The sequence below is a fragment of the Planococcus maitriensis genome (assembly GCF_003289925.1).
In the GTDB taxonomy this organism is placed as follows: Bacteria; Bacillota; Bacilli; order Bacillales_A; family Planococcaceae; genus Planococcus; species Planococcus maitriensis.
The window spans coordinates 56627-81413 of sequence record NZ_QLZQ01000005.1; the positions used below are offsets into that span (position 1 = coordinate 56627).

The 24787-nt window shown below is 51.0% G+C and carries 23 protein-coding genes and 2 riboswitches; of the genes, 14 read left to right on the forward strand and 9 right to left on the reverse strand.

Translation table 11 applies throughout. From position 1 onward, the window contains the following. Positions 1-76 precede the first annotated feature (76 nt). The 5 genes from DP119_RS11765 to DP119_RS11785 all read right to left on the reverse strand — a co-directional run bounded on the left by DP119_RS11765 (position 77) and on the right by DP119_RS11785 (position 5640). The gene (locus DP119_RS11765; RefSeq protein ID WP_112233359.1) at positions 77-1174 is read right to left on the reverse strand and encodes a YdgH/BhsA/McbA family protein; all 1098 of its coding nucleotides are present in this window, start codon (positions 1172-1174) and stop codon (positions 77-79) included. A 205-nt stretch (positions 1175-1379) separates the two neighbouring features. After that, positions 1380-2252: a polysaccharide deacetylase family protein gene (locus tag DP119_RS11770; protein WP_167399227.1), complete on the reverse strand. Its 873-nt coding sequence runs from the start codon at positions 2250-2252 to the stop codon at positions 1380-1382. Beyond that, positions 2206-2706, reverse strand: coding sequence for a hypothetical protein (locus tag DP119_RS11775; protein ID WP_112233361.1), 501 nt, complete (start codon positions 2704-2706; stop codon positions 2206-2208). The genes DP119_RS11770 and DP119_RS11775 overlap by 47 nt, the downstream gene beginning before the upstream one ends. Beyond that, complete coding sequence (gene pgaC, locus DP119_RS11780) at positions 2664-3923, reverse strand: poly-beta-1,6-N-acetyl-D-glucosamine synthase (RefSeq protein ID WP_112233362.1); 1260 nt, start codon at positions 3921-3923, stop codon at positions 2664-2666. Before pgaC ends, DP119_RS11775 begins: the two co-directional genes overlap by 43 nt. 331 nt (positions 3924-4254) lie before the next feature. Next, positions 4255-5640: an outer membrane protein assembly factor BamB family protein gene (locus DP119_RS11785; protein WP_167399228.1), complete on the reverse strand. Its 1386-nt coding sequence runs from the start codon at positions 5638-5640 to the stop codon at positions 4255-4257. A 192-nt stretch (positions 5641-5832) separates the two neighbouring features. On the opposite strand from DP119_RS11785, the gene DP119_RS11790 reads away from it, so the two are divergent. After that, on the forward strand, positions 5833-7020 hold the full coding sequence (locus DP119_RS11790) for a DUF4317 domain-containing protein (protein WP_112233364.1): 1188 nt from the start codon (positions 5833-5835) through the stop codon (positions 7018-7020). Between the two features lie 70 nt (positions 7021-7090). Beyond that, the gene (locus tag DP119_RS11795) at positions 7091-7570 is read left to right on the forward strand and encodes a nucleoside deaminase (RefSeq protein WP_112233365.1); all 480 of its coding nucleotides are present in this window, start codon (positions 7091-7093) and stop codon (positions 7568-7570) included. A 55-nt stretch (positions 7571-7625) separates the two neighbouring features. Here DP119_RS11795 and ahpF read toward each other — a convergent pair whose 3' ends face one another. After that, positions 7626-9173 (reverse strand): alkyl hydroperoxide reductase subunit F, encoded by a 1548-nt coding sequence (ahpF, locus tag DP119_RS11800; RefSeq protein WP_112233366.1) that lies wholly within the window; start codon positions 9171-9173, stop codon positions 7626-7628. A 13-nt stretch (positions 9174-9186) separates the two neighbouring features. Further along, positions 9187-9756, reverse strand: a complete 570-nt coding sequence (gene ahpC, locus DP119_RS11805; protein ID WP_112233367.1) for an alkyl hydroperoxide reductase subunit C — start codon at positions 9754-9756, stop codon at positions 9187-9189. Positions 9757-10289: 533 nt separating this feature from the next. Between ahpC and DP119_RS11810 the strand changes: the two genes are divergently transcribed. After that, complete coding sequence (locus DP119_RS11810; protein WP_112233368.1) at positions 10290-11015, forward strand: sulfite exporter TauE/SafE family protein; 726 nt, start codon at positions 10290-10292, stop codon at positions 11013-11015. Between the two features lie 76 nt (positions 11016-11091). On the opposite strand, the gene solA is transcribed toward DP119_RS11810, so the two are convergent. After that, positions 11092-12231, reverse strand: a complete 1140-nt coding sequence (gene solA, locus DP119_RS11815) for an N-methyl-L-tryptophan oxidase (protein WP_112233369.1) — start codon at positions 12229-12231, stop codon at positions 11092-11094. Positions 12232-12437: 206 nt separating this feature from the next. After that, positions 12438-12543: riboswitch (SAM riboswitch) on the forward strand. Positions 12544-12668: 125 nt separating this feature from the next. Between solA and DP119_RS11820 the strand changes: the two genes are divergently transcribed. The 10 genes from DP119_RS11820 (at position 12669) to DP119_RS11865 (ending at position 23122) form a co-directional block, all read left to right on the forward strand. Beyond that, entirely contained in the window at positions 12669-13481 is an 813-nt protein-coding gene (locus DP119_RS11820) for a transporter substrate-binding domain-containing protein (RefSeq protein WP_112233370.1), read from the forward strand. Positions 13482-13502: 21 nt separating this feature from the next. Further along, the gene (locus tag DP119_RS11825) at positions 13503-14222 is read left to right on the forward strand and encodes an amino acid ABC transporter permease (RefSeq protein ID WP_112233371.1); all 720 of its coding nucleotides are present in this window, start codon (positions 13503-13505) and stop codon (positions 14220-14222) included. After that, positions 14222-14959 carry an amino acid ABC transporter ATP-binding protein gene (locus DP119_RS11830; protein ID WP_112233372.1) on the forward strand — a complete coding sequence of 246 codons (738 nt, stop codon included), beginning with the start codon at positions 14222-14224 and terminating at the stop codon, positions 14957-14959. Before DP119_RS11825 ends, DP119_RS11830 begins: the two co-directional genes overlap by 1 nt. 42 nt (positions 14960-15001) lie before the next feature. Further along, positions 15002-15955, forward strand: a complete 954-nt coding sequence (gene mmuM / locus DP119_RS11835) for a homocysteine S-methyltransferase (RefSeq protein ID WP_112233373.1) — start codon at positions 15002-15004, stop codon at positions 15953-15955. A 156-nt stretch (positions 15956-16111) separates the two neighbouring features. After that, positions 16112-16879 carry an alpha/beta hydrolase gene (locus DP119_RS11840; RefSeq protein WP_112233374.1) on the forward strand — a complete coding sequence of 256 codons (768 nt, stop codon included), beginning with the start codon at positions 16112-16114 and terminating at the stop codon, positions 16877-16879. A gap of 100 nt (positions 16880-16979) precedes the next feature. Continuing rightward, positions 16980-17082, forward strand: a riboswitch (SAM riboswitch). Between the two features lie 533 nt (positions 17083-17615). Then, complete coding sequence (locus DP119_RS11845; RefSeq protein ID WP_112233375.1) at positions 17616-19196, forward strand: ABC transporter substrate-binding protein; 1581 nt, start codon at positions 17616-17618, stop codon at positions 19194-19196. A gap of 93 nt (positions 19197-19289) precedes the next feature. Then, positions 19290-20234, forward strand: coding sequence for an ABC transporter permease (locus tag DP119_RS11850; RefSeq protein WP_058382326.1), 945 nt, complete (start codon positions 19290-19292; stop codon positions 20232-20234). A 23-nt stretch (positions 20235-20257) separates the two neighbouring features. After that, positions 20258-21088 carry an ABC transporter permease gene (locus tag DP119_RS11855; RefSeq protein WP_112233376.1) on the forward strand — a complete coding sequence of 277 codons (831 nt, stop codon included), beginning with the start codon at positions 20258-20260 and terminating at the stop codon, positions 21086-21088. 13 nt (positions 21089-21101) lie between these two features. Next, positions 21102-22109 carry an ABC transporter ATP-binding protein gene (locus DP119_RS11860; RefSeq protein WP_112233377.1) on the forward strand — a complete coding sequence of 336 codons (1008 nt, stop codon included), beginning with the start codon at positions 21102-21104 and terminating at the stop codon, positions 22107-22109. After that, a complete protein-coding gene (locus DP119_RS11865; RefSeq protein ID WP_112233378.1) occupies positions 22106-23122 on the forward strand; it encodes an ABC transporter ATP-binding protein in 1017 nt (338 codons plus the stop codon). Before DP119_RS11860 ends, DP119_RS11865 begins: the two co-directional genes overlap by 4 nt. A 136-nt stretch (positions 23123-23258) precedes the next feature. Here the strand turns inward: DP119_RS11865 and DP119_RS11870 are convergent, their stop codons facing one another. Beyond that, positions 23259-23831 carry a YdeI/OmpD-associated family protein gene (locus DP119_RS11870; protein ID WP_112233379.1) on the reverse strand — a complete coding sequence of 191 codons (573 nt, stop codon included), beginning with the start codon at positions 23829-23831 and terminating at the stop codon, positions 23259-23261. Positions 23832-23985: 154 nt separating this feature from the next. On the opposite strand from DP119_RS11870, the gene DP119_RS11875 reads away from it, so the two are divergent. Next, positions 23986-24627: a Yip1 family protein gene (locus DP119_RS11875; RefSeq protein ID WP_112233380.1), complete on the forward strand. Its 642-nt coding sequence runs from the start codon at positions 23986-23988 to the stop codon at positions 24625-24627. The last annotated feature ends 160 nt before the right edge of the window (positions 24628-24787 follow it).

Below are 24787 nucleotides of genomic sequence, written 5' to 3' on the forward strand. Positions count from 1 at the left end.
GGCAAGTGTCTGGAGAAAATAAAAAGGAGTCATCCCTGAGTTGCTTAGGGATGGCTCCTTATTTTTGTACGTGGAATTATTGAGCTGCTTCGTCCAACTCCACCGTCACTTCCTGCAAGCCTTCTTTGTCCAAAGTCGCAAAATACACACGCCGCTCATCGAGGAACACGCCGGTGGTGCCGGATGTACCCCAGCTGATATCCAATGAATCGGAAGAATTCAGCTGGAGCTGGTCATCCGAAACGTGGACGGTGAAATAATTCGCGGGCAGCTGCGGGAAGACCAATGTATTTCCTTCTATGGCCGGGGCGGCTTCCCGGACCAGGCGGGGGGCATCGATTTGGTCGATGACTTCCCCTTCTTTTGAAAGCAATAACAAGGTGCCGCCTCTATTCGTCTGGGCCGCGACGACATACTGGCTCGCCGCTGGCACATAAGAGACGCTGTAGATATAAAAATTCACTTGCGGCAATAATTCGGACGGCGTGACAGTCAGTTCATTTGCAACCGGATCATAAACAGCGAAACGGAGGGAGGCTTCGCTGGCATCGTCATTGAATTGCTGCCAAACGAGCAGCGCATTGTCGTCGGAAGCGGCAAGCATCGGCCAGCTGTCGCGGTCATCTGCTTGCGATAGTTTGATGTCATGCAAAACTTCGCCTTCATTTGAAACAGTTGAGACGATGACTTCCTTGCCCGAACCGAGGTCGTTTACACCGCCGCCGTTGACCCAGCCATGGGACCAAAAAAGGACGTGATGCGCATTTGTCGAAGCTGCATGCCCGGAATGCCCCCCATCGAGCAAGGTGCCTTCATACAATGGCTGCCAATTGTCACCATAGAGCTTATAGCGCTGGGAAACATTATTGTATGAATCATAGCCGTCCTCATAGGTGATGATGCTCGTTTCATCGGTTGAACTGGCGCTGACCGGTTCTTGTGCTTCCGGATTGGAAACGAGTGTGTCGAATTGGTTTTCGTCGATTTCTTTTTTATAAATATCATGGGTCCAGCCATCTTTGCGCTGTTCCCCACTTTTTTCAGACCATAGCACCGTATTTCCGACGATGGACACGCCATGCGCATATTTCCTTGTATCCTCAGTTGGCTGGGCAGGCTGCATGGAACAGCCTGACAGCAGGAGGGTGGCTGTTAGTGGAAGCCATTTTTTCATTATCATTCCGCCTTTACGATACGTTTTTCAGCGTGGCGGGAGAAGCGGATAGTTATCAGTCCCAGATGGGGCAAATAATGGATCGCCGGAGCAAATGAAGAGGGCAGGAATCAATTCATTGAATAAAAAAGGAAAGCTCCATAGAAAGGAGCTTCCTGGCAGAGCGTGCAGAAGCCGTGATTGCTCTTGGGATCCGCTTCAACTTTTAATTTTTTTCCAGGTAAGGAAGCAGCACGTCATCGAAAGTCGTCTGGTTGACGATGACCCGGTTGATCCAATAATTGTCATCCGCCGGCCGGATGACTTGAGGGGCTAGGATATGGCCGGCTTCAAGGTCTTGTTCTTTCAAGATGCGGGCGACCCGTTCATTGGTATTGCCATAAGGATAGGCAAAACTTTTCACCGTGACATCCAGTTCCGACTCGATCATTTCGACGCTTTTCTTCAGGTCTTCCCTGAATGCGTCTGCTTGCCCGGGAACCAAAAAGACAGGTGTCTCGCCTTCGAAGCGGTGCATATCAAAGGTATGGGAGCCGAAGTCAGCCAAGCCGCTGTCCTTCATCTCCCGGAGCTGGTCCCATGTGGCCATTTCCAGGTTGCTGAAGTCCTTATTGCCGACTTGCCCTGCAATGACGAACATGGTGAATGGCACGTTCGCTTCTTTTAAGATGGGAAAAGCATTGTCGTACACCGACACGTCGATATCGTCAAAGGAAATCCACGCACATTTTTCCGGGAAGTCGCCGTCTTCTTTTGCCTTCAGTAATTGTTCTTCGTTCAAGAAATTGGCACCCGCTTCGACCAAGGCGTCAATTTGTGCTTGAAATTCGCTTTTCAGGACGCTGTATTGCACCAATTCATTGGATTGCAGCACGGTGCGCGCCGATTTGACGAATAAGGCATCGTCCTGGACGCGGTGATAATTCAAGCCGAGGCAGCCATCTTCGGTCAATTTTTCCGGAAAGGACATGGCGGGCTTGTCGGCTGAGAACGCTTCGGCGAACAGCTCTTTCCGTGACAGGAAAAACAGGCTAATTAATGCGATAATGGTCGTCCAAATAAAAATCTTTTTGATCAACGCTCTCACCTCCAAGAGGGACAATCGGGTTCGTTTCAAAAACGGCATAGTCTTCGCTTTGCAGTTTTTCGATCGCTTCTATTTTCATCAACCCCAATGACTTGAGTTCAGCATTGCTTGCCGGGGCGGGGTAGCTCCGTCTTCTTAATGGGCCAAACCTTTTTTTATTGTAGACATGATTCAGGTACAGCAATGCATAGAACAGCAGGAAGACGCCCAGGGCTGCCGCAATGAACAGGCGGATGTCTTGGTTGGTCATGTTAAAGGAAGAATTCATGACCCGTGTCAGGATGTTATTGAACCCCAAAGTCGCGGAGACGATAAACGAGACCACCAATACACTATAAAGCCAGCAAAGCATCGAAAAGATGAAGTCGACGCTGGCGTAGATCCAGGAGCGCTTGACGACGATCAGGAAACTTTCTTCTTCATACCGCGGTCTGGGCTGTTCCATACAGCGTAACCTCCTTTTAGGCGAGATGAGATGGTTTTCGGGATGGCTGCGATGACGACAGCGGTATTGATCATCCAATAAATGGCCGGATACCAAGCGGCCCAGAAATAGTATTTCAATTTCCCGTTATAGCGGGAGTCGATGGACAGGGCGATGAATAATTGAATGAGGCTGATGAACACCAAGGCGAAGGAACTGAAAGTGAACCAGAACAGCATTTCCTGCAGCGTAGTGGCCGTCAATAATAGCAGCAGCGTAATGAACAGCCAGGAGAAAGCCCACAGGATGCTGAACCATTGTTCGAGATACACGAGCCAGATTCTGCGTTGTTTCCAGTTGAACAGGACTTTCCAATGGCGCAGAATGACTTCCTGCCCGCCTTGCGCCCAGCGGACCCGCTGTTTCCAAATGCCTGATACCGTTTCCGGTACCAGCATCCAGCACAGCGCACGGGGTTCGTAGCGGATGTCCCAGAAACGCTTCTGGAGTTTCCAGCTGACCGCAATGTCTTCGGTGATCATATCGCGGTCCCATAAGCCGACATCGACAAGGGCTTTTTTGCGGTAGGCGACCACTACGCCGGAAACGGTCATCACTTTTCCAAGCAGCCGTTGTGTCCGTTTGATGGCCCCGATGATCGAGGCGTATTCGACCAGCTGCATCCGGCTCAACAAGTTGTTGCGGTTGCGGATCGTGGGGTTGCCGGTGACAGCGCCGACCCGTTCCCCTTGCTTGAAGAATTGGTGGATCAAATAATAGGGCGCGGTATCGGCCAGCAAGGCGTCCGAGTCGACACAAATGAGGTATTCTGCCCTGGAAGCGAACAAGCCGACTTGCAGGGCGTTCGCCTTGCCGCGATTTTCGTGCAGCTGGATGGCCCGGACATCGCCGTACTGCTCAGATAATGTCCTGAGGATCCCGCCCGTCCCATCTTTCGAGCCGTCATTGATTAAAATGATTTCTTTTTTCGGATAAGACAGCCCCACAAGGTTGCGGACGGTTTCTTCAATGGTTTCCTCTTCGTTATAGCAAGGAACCAGGATGCTGATCATGGGCCAGTCGAACGCTTCAATATCCAAAGGCTCGCTTTTCAACTCCTTGGTCCTGAGGAACAGGATGGAACCGGCGATCCAAAACAAGGCCATTGCGAAGGGATAAACGAACACATAGCCGGTGATGAAACTATAAGGCCCCGAGAAAAGTTGTGAAAAATCCATGATGCGCCTCCTAATAAAAATGTTTGACTTTAACAAATATTTAAATAATTTAAATGTGAGTATAACCAGTATAGTCTTAAAGTGTCAATGGAATTTCAAAATAAATAATAAATAATTTACATATAGGTGTATAGGTTTACTGTTTATTCATTAAAAATAAATAATCACTATATTTTTCGTATTTTTGTGTAAATTCATCCGATTGATTTTAAACTTTTCGGCAATAAGAATACGCCATGCAAATCCCTGGAATCGAAAACGGCCTGAGCCCGGATGAAGATGGGGAATCAGGCCGTTTCAGTCAGCGGACTCATTGGAAGGGCAAGCTGTTTCAAGTGAAGCGGATCAGGCTCACATAGCCATCCAGGCTCGTCAACAGTGCTTCGGTTTTCCCGTCTCCGTCCAAATCCCCGACAAGCGGCGTGCCTTCAATGCCGCCCTTGACGTGAATTTGGCCGATTTCTTTTCCGCGTGGGTTGAGGATCGTCATGGTGCCCATCATATCGGGGACCAGGATTTCCTGCTCTCCATCCGAATCGATGTCCATGACAATTGTCGACCCGCGCATATTCGCGGCCAGATAGGTCCGCCACAGGGTATTCGCCTGGCCATCCAGGCAATAGACAAAGCCGGCCAATCCGCCGAACACCACCGCTTTTTTGCCCGGTCCGTAATCGAAGGCGGTCGCTCTTGAATTGGTTTCGCTGGTCGCCCAAACCGACCAATCCGTCGATGTGTATTTCGTCTCGCCCGTTACGCCATCCAAGTAAAGCGTCCGGCCGCCGCGTCCGTTGATAATGTATTCAAGCGTGCCATCACCGTCCAGATCCGCATAGCTTCCGAAACAGTCGATGCCAAATCCGGCATGGTTGTGCCATTTCAGCTTGCCAGTCGCCGCTTCCAGACAGTACACATGCTCATCGATACTATTGAATAGGCATTCCAGCTTGCCGTCCCCGTCTATATCCACGATGCTCGGAAACGGTTCGTTCTGTTCAAGCGAGCTGAATTTCCATATCAACTCACCCGTACTCGCTTTCAATTTGACGCATTGATTGTCAAAGGAAGTTGTATAGAGATACCAAGCATCCGCTTCTTCCACCAGCTGGCCGGCATGCTGGTAATAAACATCGGATTCATGGAAAGGGTGGATCTCGTAAGCCGATGTGGTATCAGGCAAAGTGTCGAATGCCTCTTCGACCCAAATGGTAGCCGTGTCGACACCGCTGATTTTTCGCTTTTGCCCTGCGCCGGCCCCCGAAACAATGGCGAGTTCGGCGTGCTTGCCGTCCATCCTCAGGAAAGAATTGGCTGCCCAATCTTTCGTTGAGTCGGTGATGCCCCATTCGCTTGCCGAACTGACCTGTCCGCTGCCTTCACGGTAATAGAGGTTTGAGTGGAACCATTTTCTTTCGCCTTGTTCATTCAGGCAATAAACATGGCCGTCATGGGAAGCGCCGAAAATTTCAACCTTGCCATCCCCGTCCACATCGGCGGCTTGGGGGCGCCCGTAATTCGGCGCGCCAAAAAGATAGCGCCACACCAATTTGCCGGTTTCCGCTACCCGGACGTACAAATACCAGTCCCAGGACTGATAGATGACGACCCGCTGGCCGTTGCTGAAGATGGCGAAGATGGGAGTGGAATAGATCGGTTCGTCGCCTGTTTTGACTTGCCATAAGAGTTCATGCCCGAAATTATTTGCCGCTTCTCGCATAGTCATCTCTCCCTAAGGTTTAGCGGTTTGGCGTATCCACCCGCAAAACCGTTTTGGTTTATTTATACAGGAGAGGGCACAATACCTGCATGCCCCGTCAACTGGTATAATGGAGCAGTGTCAAAAGCGCAGGCTTTCGATACTCTTTTTTTGCACCATATGGATTTTACTAGCTGGGAGTTGGAAATAGAGATGAACAAAAAAGACATTGCCGAAATCCGCAAACAGTTCAAGCTGGAGACGGATTTATTGAAAATCGCCGAAATTTATAACGTATACATCAAACAGGAAACAAGTGAGATCTTCCACGAGGAGAGCCGCTCGTTTTCCTTGCTCGACCGGGAGCAGCAGGAGCTGTTCTTGGCCAATTTCAAGAAAGTGCTCGCGGGCAAGCTCGACATCAAGCTGTTCGAAGTGAAGTTCCAGCGCCCGGAAGAAGGGCAGGCGGACCATACGCAGCATCTATTGTACGAAGGGCTCCATGCGGACGATGCGGAAGGCTGGAAAGACAATATGCAGCGCCTCGCCTTGAAGATGGTCGAGGAGACGCCTTATGACAAGGACATGGTCATCACCTTCATCCGCGGGACGTATTTCAAGACGACAAAGCGCGAGCCCGACGAGACGGAAGCCGCGCTGCGCGATGAGGTGTACACGACGCCGTTCGTCCTCAGCAGCATGAACCAGACCGAACTGCCGAAATCATCGCTGGTGTTTGATTTTGTCGAAAAGGAATTCAAGTCGAACATCATGGCGGACCCGGTCATCAAGCTGTCATCGCCGGTCGGCGGGTTCTTGTTCCCGAGTTTCACGAACAATGCCGCAGACGTCAACCGCATCCTGTATTCCGCGGCAAAAGCCAATAAGCCGGATTTCCAGTTTATCGAAAACGTGCTGAACGGCGACGAAATCACCACCGCAGAAGACGATAAAGTGGTCTTTGAAGAAATCGTCAAGCAAGTGATCGGCGATGAAGTCAATTCGAGAACGCTCGCAGGCGTCTACGACGAGATCAACAGCATGCTCGAAGTGGAAGCGGAAGACGAAGACGAAGTGGCACCGATGCTCGATTCCAAGGAAGTCGAGCGCGTCTTGAAGGCAAGCGGCATCAAGGACATCAGCACGGAGAAAGTGGAACAGGCTTTCCAGCAAGTGACCGATGACCGCCAGTACGAGATGAAAGCGAGCCATATCGTGCCGAAATACGGCTCCAAATCGATCAAGATCAACACGAAAGTCGCAGAAATCAAGATCGGCCCCGAAGACTTACGTTACGTCAAACAAGTCAATTACAATGGCCGCCGCTGCATCCTCATCGAAGTCGAAGAGGATACGGTAGTGGAAGGGTTTAAATTATTGGCGGAGGAAGAGTTGGAGTAGAACGGGCTTAACCGCCCATTAAGTGGGTAAACTTATTTAAAGTGCAATAAATGGATAGGAGGAGCCGCACATGATCACCGAAACCGATTTAAAGCATCTGCAGCGCTGTGTGGAACTTGCCGAACAGGCGCTTGAGAAAGGGGACGAGCCATTCGGTTCCGTCCTTGTATCGGCTGCTGGGGAGGTGCTGTTCGAGGACCATAACCACGTGGCGTCAGGCGACCATACGCAGCATCCGGAATTTGCGATTGCGCGCTGGGCGGCGAATCACCTGGCGCCGGAAGAACGGGCGCATGCGACTGTCTATACGTCAGGCGAGCATTGCCCGATGTGCGCAGCGGCGCATGGCTGGTCCGGGCTCGGCCGCATCGTCTATGCGAGTTCATCGGAACAATTGGCGGAGTGGATGAAAGAGCTGAACACTGAACCTTCGCCTGTCCGCAACCTGTCCATAAAAGAAATACTGACGAATCCGGACGTCGATGGGCCGGTTCCGGAGCTTGCGGCAAAAGTGGGCGAACTTCACCGCCGTTTACACGAATCAAAATAGTAAGCACATAAAAAAGGACTGCGAAGAAAATCTCTTCGCAGTCCTTTTCTTTTGATTACGCCATAACAGGGATATCACTTCGGATGAGGTGGTCGAACGCGCTGAGTGAAGCCGTGGCGCCGCCGCCCATCGAAATGATGATCTGTTTGTATGGGGTGTTCGTGCAGTCGCCTGCCGCGAATACGCCGGGTACGTTCGTCGCGCCGCGCTGGTCGATGACGATTTCGCCGTGCTGTGTACGCTCGACGAAGTCACCGAGCCAGTCGGTGTTCGGCACAAGGCCGATTTGGACGAAGACGCCGGACAATTCGACATGCTTTTCTTCCCCGGTCTTGAGGTCGATATAGGAAAGGCCGTTCACTTTATCAGTGCCGGTAATTTCCGACGTACGGGCATTCGTCAGCACCGTGACGTTCGGCAGGATCTTCAGGCGGTCCTGCAAAACGGAATCCGCTTTAAGTTCTGTGTTGTATTCAAGCACCGTGACGTGGTTCGTGATTCCTGCAAGGTCAATCGCCGCTTCCACGCCGGAGTTGCCGCCGCCGATCACTGCGACGTCTTTGCCGGAAAATAGCGGGCCGTCGCAATGCGGGCAGTACGCCACGCCTTTGTTCTTGAATTCCGCTTCGCCAGGAACGCCGATATTGCGCCAGCGGGCACCTGTAGAAAGAATGACGGACTTGCCTTTGACGACAGCGCCGTTTTCGAGTTCAAGCTCGAACAGCTCTTTCTTCTCCAAGCGCTTCGCACGCTGGAGGTTCATGAGGTCGATGTCGTATTCTTTCACATGCTCTTCAAGGCTGGCCGCGAATTTCGGGCCTTCCGTGTGCTTGACGCTGATGAAGTTCTCGATGCTTAAGGTATCCATCACCTGTCCGCCGAAGCGCTCAGCGACGATGCCGGTGCGGATGCCTTTACGCGCCGCGTAAATCGCTGCGCTGGCACCAGCCGGGCCGCCGCCGACGACGAGCACGTCAAACGGTTCTTTGTCTTCGAATTCGGAAGCGTCCGGCGCATTGCCGAGCTTCGCAAGTAATTCCTCAAGCGACATGCGTCCGCTCGAGAATGATTCGCCGTTTAGGAATACCGTTGGAACGGCCATGATGTCCTTGCTTTCGACTTCTTCCTTGAACGCCGCGCCGTCGATCATCGTATGCGTGATGTTCGGATTGAGGACGCTCATCAAGTTGAGTGATTGCACGACTTCCGGGCAGTTCTGGCAGCTCAGGCTGATATAAGACTCGAAATGATAAGAACCTTCAAGGTTTTTGATTTGATCCATTACTTTTTGGTCGGCTTTCGGCGCACGTCCGCTCACTTGCAACAAGGCAAGGACGAGGGAAGTGAACTCGTGGCCGAGCGGGATGCCCGCAAAGGTGATGCCCATATCTTCGCCAGGACGGGTGACACTGAAGCTTGGCGTTCTCTCAAGCTCAGTGCGCTCCACTTGGATGCGTGAAGACATGGCAGACAGTTCCTCCACCAAATCGACCATATCATTTGATACCTTATCGGACCCGGCGCTCACTTGGAGCAGCACGTCGCCTTCCAAAAGCTGCAAGTATTGCTCTAATTGAGATTTGATTTGCGCATCTAGTATCATTGTCAAAACTCCCTTAAATCTTGCCTACGAGGTCAAGGCTTGGCTTCAATGTGTCGCTGCCTTCTTCCCATTTCGCCGGGCAAACTTCGCCTGGGTTGTTGCGCACGTATTGTGCCGCTTTGATTTTGCCGACAAGCGTGCTGGCGTCGCGGCCGATGCCGTCTGCATTGATTTCCGCAGCTTGGACGATGCCGTCAGGGTCTACGATGAATGTGCCGCGCTGTGCCAGGCCTTCTTCTTCGTTCAGAACATCGAATCCGCGTGAAATGCGCTGAGACGGGTCACCGATCATTGTGTATTCGATTTTGCCGATTGCATCTGAGTGGTCGTGCCAAGCTTTGTGAGTGAAGTGAGTGTCTGTAGAAACAGAGTATACTTCCACGCCAAGCTCTTTCAATGTGGCGTATTGGCTTTGGAGGTCTTCAAGTTCAGTCGGGCAAACGAACGTGAAGTCCGCTGGGTAGAAGCATACGACGCTCCATTGGCCTTTCATGTTTTCTTCAGTGACTTCAATGAAATCTCCGCTCCCGGCCTGGTAAGCTGAAGCGTTAAATGGTTGGATTTCTTTTCCGATTAATGACATAAATAATTACCTCCTGAATGATTTTTTAGAATTACCGTAAACGATAACGTAAAAAAATTAATCGAAGTGGTTCGCCCCAATTAATATCGTTATCTGGTTATAATAATTCTAATTCTATTTCCATTGTCATATGAAATCGGGTTTTTGTCAAAGAGAACCCTAAAGTGGAAACGCTTTCGCTGAAAGACTAGAAAAAACGTTGCAAGAAGCCGTTTTAATCAAAAAAACACATAATCTGAAAAAAGCAGGGTAGATTGTGAAATTAATAATTATTAAATATTTCGAAATAGGGTTAATAATCAAAAATAATGGTGATTTCTCAATAAAGCCTCCCAATTGATAGAATGGCGGGCAATAGGGAGGCATAAAAAGAACCAGGCAGTTAAGTCACTTATTGGGCAGGATATTCAAGAGAGGCGTCGGGGGATTCTGCCTGATCGCGAGCATATCTAAAACCCGCAGCGGGCTGCATGTTAAGATGGATATAGGAAAATGACAGCACAGTAAATCTTTGTAAGGGAAAGCAGGATTTTATGGAGTTTGCCGTATTTACCATCGTCATACTGATTGCCTCAATCCTCCAGACGAGCACCGGATTCGGGTTTTCCATCCTGGCGACGCCATTCCTTCTGCTGATCTTTGAGCCCGCCGAAGCCATACAGATAAATTTAATCTTATCTTTGCTCATTTCGGCCGCCTTGATCGCAAAGGTTCGGAAAGATGTCGATATCGGTGTTTTGAAAAGGTTCATTACTGGAAGTTCGCTGGGGTTGCCTGTTGGAATAGCGGTCTTCTTGATGATCGATTTGAATAGCTTGAAACTCATGGTAAGCCTGCTCATTTTATTGCTGACCTTGATGCTCATTTTTAAATTTCGGATCAGCCGAAATAACAAGCGGGATCTATTGGTCGGTGGCCTTTCCGGTTCCCTGACAACAAGTATTGGCATGCCGGGACCTCCGATTTTGCTATATTTTTCAGGAACGGAGACGAAAAAAGAAACCTTGCGGAGTACGACGTTGGCGTTTTACCTCTTCATTTATTTGGTGAGCCTGATCATGCAGGTGAGTTTTGCGGGAACGAACAAAACCGTTTGGCTCTCCAGTTTCTGGGCCCTCCCACTTGTAGCGGCAGGCCTATACTTGGGGCAATTATTGTTTGGGCGAATCAACCAACGGATTTTCCGGATGTTCACTTATGTCATCTTACTGTTCACAGGGAGTTATTTACTGTTGGAGAGTTTAGGATGGTTGCCATGAACGATTCACTAATAGTCGGCAAATATAACAAAGAGGTTCTCCTTTAACAATAAGGAGAACCTCTTTGTGTTTGAGCTCATAGTTTAAAGCGATTGAGCGAGAACGGGGCGATATCGAATTCCGTGTGGCCGTCGATCGCCAACCGGCTTAACACTTCGCCCATGACGCTGCCGAATTTAAAGCCGTGGCCGGTAAAGCCGCAGGCGAAAATGACGCGCTCGTTGTCCGGATGGCGGTCGATGATGAAGTTATGGTCGTCCGATACGGTGTATAAACACGTTTTGCCTTGTTTCAATTCTCCGCTCGCTTCTGGCATATACAGGTCCAGGAATCTTCTTAGGTCGCCCTCATCAAATTCGTATTGCCCGAAGTTCTGGGTTTGTTCGTCCGGGTCGATTGGCTGCCCGCCATCCGAGCGTCCGACTTTTACGCCAGCGCCGTCGATGCTCGGGAAGCCGTAGAACATCATCTCGGGACCTTCCACAAAAAAACCGGGAAATTGATCGGCATTGTATATCTCCGGTGCTTCAAACCAGCCGACCGCTTTGCGCGTCGGTTGGATCGGCAATTGCAGGTCTGGTAGCAGCTTCTTCGCCCAAGCACCGGCCGTAACGATCACTTTTTCAGCATAGAAAACACCTTGTGCGGTGGAAATTTTCACACGGTTGCCATTCTGTATATCAATGTGCTGGACGGGTGTATTTGGCACGTAATGGATGCCATTTTCAAGCGCCAGTTTCTTATAGGCACAGATGGCATTTTCGCTGTATAACACGCCTGCCTGTGCTTCGAAGCAGCCGATGAAATGCTCGGGCACAGTGAAGCCTGGCCATCTGTCTTGGATGGCGCCGCTGCTTAATATTTCGAGCGGCAAGCCGTAGCTATTGGCGGCTGCAATGCTCTCCAATAGAAAAGGCGAGTCTTCCGGGCCGAGTCCGATGACGCCGGTCTTGTCGAACACTTTGTAGCCGGTCTGCTTCTCCAAGTCTTCCCATAATTGCTGTGCGCGCAACACTAACCTAACGTAATGCCTGCCTTCCCCGTAAGCGTGGCGGATCAATCGGGTATCTCCGTGATGGCTGCCGTTCGCATGGGGCGGGTCGAATGCATCGATCACCAATGTCTTCTTGCCTTGCTGTGCCAAAAAAGCGCCGGCGGCCATGCCCATTGTGCCGGCACCGACGATGGCGACGTCAAAAACAGTTTTCTCGCTCATCTTGTGTTCACTCCGCTCTTGTATTGGATGCATGCCGCCCAGTGGAACCCGGCAGCAATGGAATATTAAAATCGATAGTATGCAATACGGCAGGCTTTGTCAATTTCCTCCTGAATTTTTATGCGAAATTTTGATTTATTTTCAAAAAGGGTTTGACAGCAGGGGCTTTCTCAAATACTATCGCTAATATGTTAAAAAAATTAAATAACTTATCCAGAGAGACTGAGGGACAGGCCCTATGACGTCCAGCAACCATCATATTCATGAGAGGTGCTAATTCCTGCAGGATGTATTCATTCTGAGAGATAAGAAATTGGTCGAAGCCTCTTTCCTATTGAAAGAGGCTTTTTTGCATCCAAAAGGAGGGCAGGCACTCTACACAAGGCGGAAAGTCCAGCCCTATCATAAAAAACTACACACCAAAAGGAGCTTGAATTATGAAAAGAAACGCTTATGTATTCGCAACTGCCTGTTTAGTAGGGATTGCCGGGGCACTCGCCGGCTGTTCATCGGAAGAGACGGCGAACGCTGACGGAGAGCAAGTGATCCGCGTCGGGACACAAAACGACTATCCGCCTTTCGCTTTTGCGGATGATGACAACCAGCTGACAGGCTACGACGTGGACATGATGAAGGCCGTCGATGAACAATTGGACGGCTATACGTTCGAATACGTCGCCGTGCCATGGGACAGCATGTTCCTTGCACTCGAGTCGAATAAAATCCAAGCCATCGCCGACCAAGTAGCGAAAACGCCGGAACGCCAAGAAAAGTATTTGTTCACCGATGAATCGTATTTCGCAGCGGAAACGGTCATCGCAGTAAAAGAAGGCCGAGAAGACATTCAGACGATTGAAGATTTGGAAGGCAAAGCGGTCGGGGCGTTGGCAGGTGACTCCTATACTTTATTGCTTGAAGAATATAACGAAACCGCCGCCGAGCCAATCGAACTGAAATATAGCGAAAGCGGTAATCCATCGGAAATTCTGCAGGATGTGCAGAACGGGCGCGTCGACGCTTACGTCAACGACCCGATCATGATGAACGCGGTACTGGAAAAGAATGAGCTCGGCGTGGAGATTGTCGGCCAGCCTTTGGTCAATGACGATATGGGCATTGTCTTGAAAGACGAAGAAAAGGGCAAAGAGCTGAAAGCCTTGATCGACCCGATTTTGAAACAGCTGAAAGAAGACGGCACCTTATCCGAACTGTCCGAGAAATGGACCGGCGGCGACTACATCCCTGAATAAGCTAGCGGAAGGACAGAGACAATGGAAAATTTACTGGACTTGAATTTCTTGATCGAGAGCTTTCCTGCCATTATTTCCAGGCTGCCAATCACGATCGGCATAGCAGTCGGCTCGCTGCTTTTGAGTCTGGTCATCGGCGTGGCTGCAGCATTGATCAAAATCTACAAAGTGCCCGTGCTCAGCGTCATCACGTCGATCTATATTTCCTTTATCCGGGGGACGCCGTTATTGGTGCAGATTTACCTAGTGTTTTACGGGATTCCGAAAATCATTTATTTTCTTCAAAGCGAATACGGCTGGCTTCAGTCGGCGGACGTTAATAGCATCGCTCCGGAATTCTATGCCTTGATGGCCTTTTCCATCAATTTGGGCGCGTATTTATCCGAGACGATCCGTTCTGCGATCGAATCGGTCGACCGCGGCCAGTTCGAAGCCGCCAAAGCGATCGGCATGACGCCTGTGCAGATGATGCTGAAGATCGTCTTCCCGCAGGCCTTGACGGCAGCGATCCCGAACCTCGGCAATATGTTCATCAGCACCATCAAAGACACCTCGCTCGTGTTCATCATCGGCGTCATCGATATCATGGGGCAGGCAAAAATCCTCGGCTCCCGCGGCTTGGCGTTCTTTGAAGTGTATATCGCCGTCTCGATCGTCTATTGGATCTTATGCATTGCCGTCGAGCGCTTATTGGTGAAAATCGAGAAGCGTGCACGCAGATATGAAAGAGGGATTGCCTGATGATCAAATTGGAGAAGCTGCATAAATATTACGACCGACAGCATGTGTTGAAAGGCATCGATTTAACCGTCGAAAAAGGCGAAGTGGTGGCGGTCCTCGGGCCAAGCGGTTCCGGGAAGTCGACGTTGTTGCGCTGCATCAACTTTCTCGAAGATCCGACGAGCGGCATCGTGGAAATCGGTGGAAAGCGGGTGGATGCGGCCACCGCCAAGAAAAAGGAAATCTTCGCGCTCAGGACTGCAACGGGGATGGTGTTCCAGCAATACAACCTGTTCAAGAATCTGACTGTGCTGCAAAATGTCTCCGTCGGTTTGACGAGCGTCAAGCGGATGAAAAAAGACGCTGCTGACAAGAAAGGCATCGAGATGCTCGAGCAGGTCGGCTTGTCGTCTAAACTGAGCCATTACCCTGCGCAATTGTCCGGAGGCCAGCAGCAGCGTGTCGGCATCGCCCGTGCGCTGGCTTTGGACCCGGAAGTGCTGTTATTCGACGAACCGACTTCTTCATTGGACCCGGAACTGGTCGATGAAGTATTAGCCACCATCCGCCGCGTCGCGGACACCGGAAAAACGATGTTCATCGTGACCCATGAATTGAATTTCGCGCGGGAAATTTCGGACCGCGTCATCTTTATGGAAGACGGCGTCATTATCGAGCAAGGCACGGCTGAGCAAATTTTCACCGAGCCCGCCGTTGAAAGAACGAGACAATTTTTAGGGAAAGCCGTCCAAGGCTGAGGGAATAAAGTGAAACGACTGAGAGCGGAAGGATGGTTTGGAATGAACCCGATTGAACAGATATTGAACGAGTTCCCGGTCCTCATCGTGGACGGGGCTATGGCGACAGAACTTGAAAACTATGGATGCAATTTAAATGATTCCTTATGGTCAGCGAAAATATTGATGGAAAATCCGGAGTTAATCAAGAAAGTGCATGTGGATTATTTCCAGGCTGGGGCGGATTGTGCCATTACGGCCAGTTACCAGGCGACCATTGAAGGCTATCAGGAGAGAGGGCTGACAGAATCACAAGCGATCGCATTGATCACGAAGTCTGTCGAGTTGGCAACACAAGCGCGCGACGAGTTTTGGGGCGCTGCAGCGGATCGCTCGAACAGGCCGAAGCCTTTAGTGGCGGCATCAGTCGGCCCATACGGCGCGTTTTTATCGGACGGTTCTGAATACCGCGGCGGCTATGCGATTGGCGAAGAGCAATTGGCCGCATTTCATAGAGAACGCATCCGGGTGCTGGTGGAAGCAGGAGCGGATATTTTAGCGTGCGAAACTTTACCGTGCCTCGCGGAAGCGAAAGCGATCGTGAGCGTGCTGGAAGAATTTCCGCAAGTGTCTGCCTGGTTCACGTTCAGCGCGAAAGATGAGTTCCATATCAGCAACGGGGAGCGGATCGCAGATTGTGCAAAATGGCTCGAGCAACAACACCAAGTGGCGGCAATCGGCATTAATTGCACAGCTCCGCAGTTTATCGAATCCTTGATCCAGGAAGTGAAAAGCGCATCTTCCAAACCGGTCATCGTCTATCCGAATTCCGGCGCCACTTACAATCCGGTAAGCAAAACCTGGAGCGAAGAACCGTCAGCTGGTGCGTTTTCAGCCAATTCGAAAGCCTGGCATCAAGCAGGAGCTGACATCATCGGCGGCTGTTGCAGCACGTCGCCGAGTGATATTGCAGCGATCGCCAGCTGGGCGCGCCAAGGGAAGGGTTCGGGAGTTTAAAGCAGCGCCTAGTGCGGGGGATCGTTCATTTTATAAAACCTAGTTGACAAGTAGGTTTTGAATATAGTCTAATGTGAATAAGCTTTTTTCGCATTACTTCACATTGGAGGCAGCTAGTGGGCCTCCTGATTTTTAAACAGCTGAAGGAGGGATTGCATGAACGAACAATATCCTGTCATCCAAGGGGCGGAAGCCTTCTTTCTGAAAGGCGGCAGCACCGGCATCCTATTGTGCCACGGGTTTCTCGGCACGCCGCAAAGCGTCAGGGAATTAGGCGAAGCGCTCGGCGAACAAGGCTATACGGTTTCCTGTCCGCGGCTGCCAGGCCATGGCACCCATTACAAGGATCTGCAACAATTTTCTTATGATGACTGGTTCCGGAGTGTCGAGCAGGCCTATATCGAACTCAGAAAATCGTGCACATCGGTCTTTGTCATCGGGCAATCGATGGGCGGCACCTTGAGCTTGGATCTGGCCAGCCGCCATTCTGAAATCCAGGGCATCGCGTTGATCAATCCGGCGATCGACATCCCGCAGTTTGAAACTTACCGCAGCCGCCCGGCCCATGCTTACGTCACAGAAGATGCGCCCGACATTAAAAAAGCGGATGCGGTGGAAATCACTTACGGGCAAGCGCCGGTCAAAGCGTATCAGCAATTGCTCGGCTATATGGATGCTGTCCGCGCAAAACTCGGTGAAGTCCACTGCCCGGTCGTTTGTTTCCAGTCGCTTGAAGACCATGTCGTGCCGCCAGCCAACACCGATTATATTCTCGGCAAAGTCGGTTCGGAACACGCGTTCAAGCACGAACTCCATAATTCCTATCACATCGCTTCCATGGACCATGAATTGGATTTCATCGTCGCCAAATCCATTGAATGGATCGAACAGGCACAAGTCTTGCCGGCTGGCGGGCAAGCGTAATCCAAATCGAATTTCAGCGTCATGTAAATAAATTCAATTTCTTCAAAATAATGTTGACAAGCCGGACTAAGGACCGTAACATGAACTTTACAATTTAATCATCTTATCGAGATTGACTGAGGGACTGGCCCTGAGACGTCAAAGCAGCAGACCGCAACGCGGCACTGTGCTAATTCCTTGTACTGCGCGTACAGAGATAAGAGAGGCGATCGAACGTATGAAACCACTCCTCTTCTTGTCGAAAAGAAGAAGGGGTTTTTTTATTACGTTAAAACCAAGTAAACAGGTAGGATAAATTATTTTTGGCGAAGGAGGTGCCTTCAATGGACAAATGGTTTTCGAAATACCGTCGGAGCTTGAGCGGCAGATTGGCGCATCAACACTTCGACGCTTCACTGAAAATCTGGGAACTGGGATAAGCTTTTAGGCAGTTTTATACATAATTTAGAGAAGTAAGAACGGCTTATTGAGAAAGTTAGGAAGTCGTATTTTCCGAAGCTTATCGCTCGCTTTCCGCGGGCGGGAATCGAGCCTCCTCATCGGCTACCGCCGCTTGCGGGGTCTCTCAAACCCGCTTTTCCCGCAGGAGTCGAGCGAACGCTTCTCCAAATACTTAGAGAGATCATTGATTTTTTAAATGTACAAATGTTAATCGTCTCTTTAACTATTGCGAATCATGAACACATCATCGTTGTGAAGAACATCACCACTTTTTTCAATCATAAGGAGGAACATCGTGAAAAATTTCATCTTTTTAGTCATCACATTAATTGCACTTATCGGATTGGCCGGTTGTTCCGGCGGGGAAGCGAGTTCGTCCAATGCAGGCGGAGATTCAGAACCAGTGGAAGGTGGGGAGCTGAACGTGGCGATCGGCGCAGATCCGAACACGCTGGACTGGATGTACACGGGGGAAAGTGCCGCACGCAAAATCGGCTGGCATATTTATGAAGGTTTGTTTGCCTTAAACCAGGATTTTGAAGCAGTGCCGCTGCTCGCTGAAGATTATGAAGTGAGCGAAGACGGAAAAACCTACACGATTACTTTGCGTGAAGGCGTGACCTTCCATAACGGAGAACCGGTAACGGCAGAAGATGCCAAAGCGTCCATCGAACGTTGGCTGAAAGTGTCATCTGTCGGCAAGATCACCAACGACCACGTTGAGTCCGTGGAAGCAGATGGCTCGCAATTGACCATTCAATTGAACAAAGCATACAGTTCTTTGCTTTCTGACTTGGCTGCCCCGAAATCGGCTGCAGTCGTCTTGCCGAAAGAGGTCGCTGAAGCGGCCGGCGAAAAGCCGCTTGACCATGACCAGTATATCGGCACCGGGCCATTCCAGTTTGATTCGTGGAAGCGCGGCGATGAAATCGTCTTGGCCAAATACGACGACTATGCATCTAGAACCGATGAGACAAGCGGTTTGACGGGAGAGAAAAAAGCGTATGTGGATTCGGTCCATTTCAAGATCGTCAAAGACCCTCAAGTGGTGGTCAATGGCTTGAAAACCGGACTTTACGATTTCGGCGATGAAGTTCCGCTCGATTTGTACGAAGTGATCGAAAGCACGCCGAATATCGAAGCTGGCACCGCCACTAACGGCTATACGGTGTTGACGCCGGATAAATCGGAAGCGCCTTTCGATGACTTGCAAGTACGCCAGGCATTGAACGCTGCACTCGATAAAGAAGCGATTGCCAAAGCAACATACGGCAACGAGGAATTTTACGAATTGGACGGCGCTTTGTTCACGCCGAACCAAACCGCCCTGTATTCGGAAGAAAACACAGACGGCTTCCTGTCCTACGATGTGGATGAAGCGAAACGCTTATTGGAAGAAAGCAGCTACGACGGCGAGCCGATCAAAATTATCTTCTCGAGCGATTCCAACGACTATAAGAAAATTGCCGAGATCGCTGAACAGCAGCTTGAAGCAGCCGGCTTTGCGGTCGAGCTGGAATCCTATGAATGGGCAACATACCTTGAGAAATGGGGAGAGGCTTCTAATTGGGATCTCGTTGTCGTCGGATGGTCCCCGTTCTTCTCGCCGAACCAGGCAGGCATGTTGAGCCAGGATTCGAACAGCAGTGGCTGGTATAACAGTGAGAAATGGCAGGAGCAAATCGCCCAGTGGGCACAAGCGGAATCCGAGGAAGAACGACAGCAGATCCTCGCCGGCTTGAACGAAACGCTGTATGAAGAATTGCCGTTTGAAAAAGTGACGAACATCTCGAACTTGAATGCGCGCACAACCGATATCCACGACTATAGCGAATGGTACGGCCCGCGCTTCTGGAATACGTATAAAACCAATTAAAAACGAGCCATCAAACAGGATAACTAAGAGAAGAAAATCGTCAGGAACGATGCTGGCGATTTTCTTCCTTTTATGGAGAAGGGGGAACACGCAATGCTGAACTACACGATTCGCCGGTTGTTGTCGGTGATTCCCGTCATGCTGGTCGTCAGTGTCATCGTCTTTATGATCGTGCATTTGACTCCCGGTAACCCGGCGTTTCTCATTTTAGGAGAAGACAGTTCACCGGAAGCGATTGCTGATTTGGAGCGTGAACTGGGCTTGGACCAAGCGCTTTATGTCCAATTCTTCAATTGGTTTTCACAAGTCATCACGGGGGATCTCGGAACTTCCGTTTACTCTTCGCAATCGGTGACCTCGCTGATCGCTGAGAATTTCGGGCCGACCTTCAGCTTGATGGCGCTGTCGACGGTGATTTTGCTCGCCATTGCCATTCCGGTGGCAATCCTCATCGTCGCGCTGCGCAAGACCGTCTTGGATCCGATCTTCACATCGGTTTCCTTGTTCGGCGTATCGGTCCCGGAATTCTGGCTCGCCACGCTATTGGTGCTTGGCTTCGGCGTTGCGCTGCCGATCTTTCCGGTGGCCGGCTATGTGCCGTTTGCGGAAGGGGCGGATGCATGGCTTCACCATATTTTGCTGCCGTCGTTTGTACTGGCGATCGTCGAAGTGGGCATCATCGCGCGGATGCTGCGCGACAGCATGCTCGATTCGGTCAATCAGGATTACATCAAAACGGCGCGCGCGAAAGGCGTAAAGGAACGTGAAGTATTGATGCGCCATGTCTTCGTCAATGCCTTGATCCCGACGACGACGGTACTCGGCGCTACCGTGGCCGGCTTGCTTGGCGGCACGGTCATCATCGAGACTTTGTTCACGATTCCGGGCATCGGCCAGCTCTTGGTCGATTCCATCCACCGCCGCGATTACCCGGTCGTCCAGGGAATTGTGCTGTTCATTGCCGGTATTTATGTATTCGTCAATTTATTGGTGGATTTGCTCTACACATTCCTCGATCCGCGCATCCGCTATGATTGACCATTTGGAAGGAGACAAAACCGATGTTTACTAAGAAAACGAATCTGCTGGCGCTGGCGATGCTATTGATCGTCGCGCTTGCTGCGATCACCGCAAGTTCCTGGCTGCCTTTCTCTCCGGCCGCGATTTCCCCGGAACAGCGTTTGACCGGCCCTTCGGCGGCGCATTGGTTCGGCACCGATGATTTCGGGCGCGACATTTTCTCGCGGACCATCGTCGCGGCCCGGGTGTCCTTGTCTGTCGGCGTCATCGTTGCGGTGCTGTCAACGGTAATCGGCACAGTGATTGGCTTAATCTCCGGCTATTTCCGCAAAGTGGATTTCGTGCTGATGAGAATCATTGACGGCTTTCTGGCGTTTCCGGCACTCATCCTTGCGCTTGCGCTGGTTGCAGCACTTGGCGGCAGCATCACCAATATCATCATCGCTTTGACGCTGGCGTTTTTCCCGGTCATGGCGAGAGTCGTCCGTTCGGCGACGCTGCAAGTGAAAAACCAATCCTATATCGAAGCGGCCCAGACGACCGGATCGAGCCATGCGGTGATCATCGCCAAATACGTATTGCCGAATATTCTGTCCCCGGTTATCGTCCAAAGCACCTTCATTTTCGCGAAAGCGATTTTAGCGGAAGCGGCGCTCAGCTTTCTCGGCGTGGGGGTTAACCCGTCAACGCCGACCTGGGGCAATATGCTGCAGGAAGCACAGATCTACGTGACCATCGCGCCTTGGTATTCCATTTTCCCAGGCCTTGCGATCGTCATCACTGTTCTGGCTTTGAATTTGCTCGGCGATGGGCTGAGGGACAGTTTTAATCCACATCAAGCGAAACGCAAGCGCAAAACCAAACTTGCCTAAAGGGGGCACTCGAATGTTGCAAGTAGAAAATCTTCATGTCCATCTTGATACACCGGGCGGCCTCGTGAAAGCAGTCGACGGCGTGTCCTTTTCCATCCAGAAAGGGGAGACCATCGGCATCGTCGGGGAGTCGGGGAGCGGCAAAAGCGTGCTTGCCCATTCCTTGATGAAGCTCAATCCGGAACCGCCTGCACTGTATCCGCAAGGCACGATTCATTTTGAAGGCCAGCCGGTATTGGAAATGGGCAAAACGGAACTGAGAAAACTGCGGGGCAACGACATCGCCATGATTTTTCAGGATCCGATGTCGAGCTTGAATCCCGTCTCCAGAATCGGCAAGCAATTGATCGAAGCCATACAAGCGCATCAAAAACGGCCGAAACAGCAAGCACGCGAAAAAGCGATTGAGCTATTGGAAGACGTCGGCATTGCCGATGCCAAAGCGCGCATGAACAGCTACCCGCATCAATTTTCGGGTGGAATGCGCCAGCGTGTCTTGATCGCCATGGCGCTTGCTTCCAATCCGAAACTATTGATTGCGGATGAGCCGACGACGGCGCTGGATGTCACGATACAGGCGCAAGTTTTGGATTTGCTGAAGGGCATCCAGGAAAAATACGGCACGGCCATTCTCGTCATCACTCACGACCTCGGCGTCGTGGCCCATTTGGCCGACCGCATCCTGGTCATGTATGCCGGGAAAATCGTCGAATCGGGAAGTGCTGAAGATATCTTCTATAGAACGTCAATGCCGTATACGTGGTCGCTTTTGCGTTCGGTCCCGGTCATTCGTGAAGGCGGCCCAGAGCGGCTCATCCCGATTGATGGGCAGCCGCCGAGTTTGATCGACCGGCCGGCGGGATGCGCGTTCGAACCGAGATGCCCGTTTGCACGGGACGCATGCCGGCAAGTTGATCCGCCGCTGGAGCATCGCGAAGGCAATCATTCGGCAGCGTGCATTCTTTCGAGCAATGAATTCGAAGAACAGAAAAAGCAATTGGAAGGGGTGCTGACAACATGAGCGCATTATTGGATATCAAAGGGCTGCATGTCCATTTCCCCGTCAAAAAAGGCTTGTTGCAGCGCGAGAAAAGCTACGTCAAAGCGCTTAATGGCATTGACCTCCAAGTCCAAAAAGGCGAAACACTCGGTATCGTCGGCGAATCGGGCTGCGGGAAAAGCACACTCGCGAGAAGCATCGTCGGCCTGCAGCAACCGACAGCGGGCGAAATCCTGTTCCATGGAAAAGATTACGCAGAAGCTAGCGCCAAAGAACTTCATGACATGCGGCGCAATGTCCAGATGATTTTTCAGGATCCCTACACCAGTTTGAATCCGCGCATGAAGATCGGGGACAGCGTGGCGGCGCCGTTGAAAGCCTATAAAAAGACCGAGCGGCTGGAATCGAGAGTCAAGGAATTGCTCGAACTGGTCGGCTTGAACCCGGACACCCATTACAATAAACTGCCGCATGAGTTTTCTGGCGGCCAGCGGCAGCGTGTCGGCATTGCCCGCGCCCTTGCCCTGGAGCCGGAACTGCTAATCTGTGATGAGCCGGTCAGTGCACTCGATGTTTCCGTGCAGGCGCAAGTCATCAATTTGCTACAAGATCTTCAGAAGCAATTGGGCTTGACCTATGTTTTCATCGCACATGATTTGTCCGTCATCAATCATTTGGCCGACCGTGTGGCTGTCATGTATCTAGGAAAAGTGATGGAGAAATCGGAACGGGGCGCGTTTCATACAAAAGTCCAGCATCCGTATACGCAATCCTTGCTGTCGGCAGTGCCGGTTCCCGACCCGTTGCTTGAGCGCGGCAGGGAACGCATCGTCTTAAAAGGAGAGCTGCCGTCGCCGGCGAACCCGCCAAGCGGCTGCGTATTCCACACAAGATGCCCCATGGCCACCGAACGCTGCAAAAATGAAGTGCCGGCACTCGAACCGAGAGGGCTCTCGGGCCAGGAAGTCGCCTGTTTTTATCCACTTGTCGAAAAACAGCCGGCTGATGCGGCAAAAGATCCGCTATATGTATAGAAGAAAAGGCATCTTTCCCAGCACAAATGCGGGAAAGATGCCTTTTTTCGATGGAGATGCCAGCGTTCCTAGCAAAGTTCTATCTAACAAAAGTAGAAATATCTACTTAACAAAGGTGGAAACTTGCGAGAAGTTTTCAGTCATCCAATAAGCGCCCGTTGTCGTGCCACTGTCCGTACATTTTATTGGCGCGTGTATTCACAATGAATTTCTCCAGCCGTTTATCGAATATTTCGCGGTCATAGCTTTTATAGCCCTGTATATTATCGATCCGGATCCGGCGGTACAGTTCAGGGAAGTTCAAGAAGTTTTCATAGACTTGCGGGTCTCGTTTCAAAGCAGATTCGATTTCTTCGTCGATCGCAAAAGACTCGGGCCGCATATCAGGAAGGACGCGGCGCCCTTGGCCAGTCATCCAGCCCAATTTCTCCAGCCTTCTGACGCGCTCTTTGTTCAATTCGGTCCAATTGCTGTTTTTCCGGCGCGGTGAAAGCCGCTGCGCCAATCGATTATCGGCTGTCTTTTTCGTGATGCCGTCAATCCAGCCAAAGCATAAGGCTTCTTCCACAGCATCCAAATAAGGGATTCCTTCTGGCCGTTCTTTGGTCCCGATCAGCACCCAGCAAAACTTCGCCGAAGCCGAATTTTTCTCTAGCCATTCCCTCAATTCCTGCCTGGAACGCGCGCCAAGCATATTGTCAATTTCCATTCGGCATGACTCCTTTCTCAATTGGCTGTTCGCTTATCATTACCACTGCGATTTCACGCCCTTCGTCAAAAAAAGGTATTCGAGAGTTATGAAGAAACATAGGGGATAGCCTTTTGAGCCATTGCGATCTTTGATAAGAGAGGAGGGAGAAATCATGGTAAGGGAAGAACGGATAAGAAATGAACGCGGGTTGAACCCGTTCACCGATATTTGGCTGCGCACGCGTGAAACCGTCCGTTTTGTCATTGAACGGAAATCCTTCAAGTTCATCATACTGCTCATCGTCCTCACGGGTTTTGCTTCCGGCTTGATCGGGATGATGAACGAACGCAGCTCGGATATGCCGGCGTGGGCGGCCATTCTGCAGGCCTTGGTGACCGGGCCGATCGGCAGCGCTTTCGGCTATTTCCTCGGTGCCGCAATCCTGGTGCTTGTCGGCCGGCTGTTTAAGGGGACGGCGAGCTACCAGGAGATGTTCAAGGCGCTGGCCACGGCCCGAATTCCGCAGATCTGGCTGTTGCCGCTGCTGATCATCTGGGTGCTCGCCTCTCCGGAAACCTTCTTGGCAGACCGGACGGACGTGGAAGGGAACCCGATCGTCGTCGTCATGTCGATCGTGATGGCAGTGGTCTCCATCTGGACATTCATCATCGTCTGCAAGGCGGTAGGCGAAGCGCACCGGGTGTCGTCCTGGAAAGGGTTCTTCATCGTTGTGCTGCCGGGAATCATCATCACATTCATTGTCTTGCTGATCGTCTTTGTGCTGTTTGCTTCATTCTTCAGTGAGTTTTTCTAGCAGTTGGGAGATGAAAATAGTTATATAGGAAAGAATTCGGGCAACTCTTTCTGTTTTGCGAGGCGCAGAAAAGATTTGCCCTTTTTTTCGTACATATTGCTGTTCAGCCGAACTCTAGTTTAGTATAATTCTAATGTAATAATTATTATATGTAATTGGC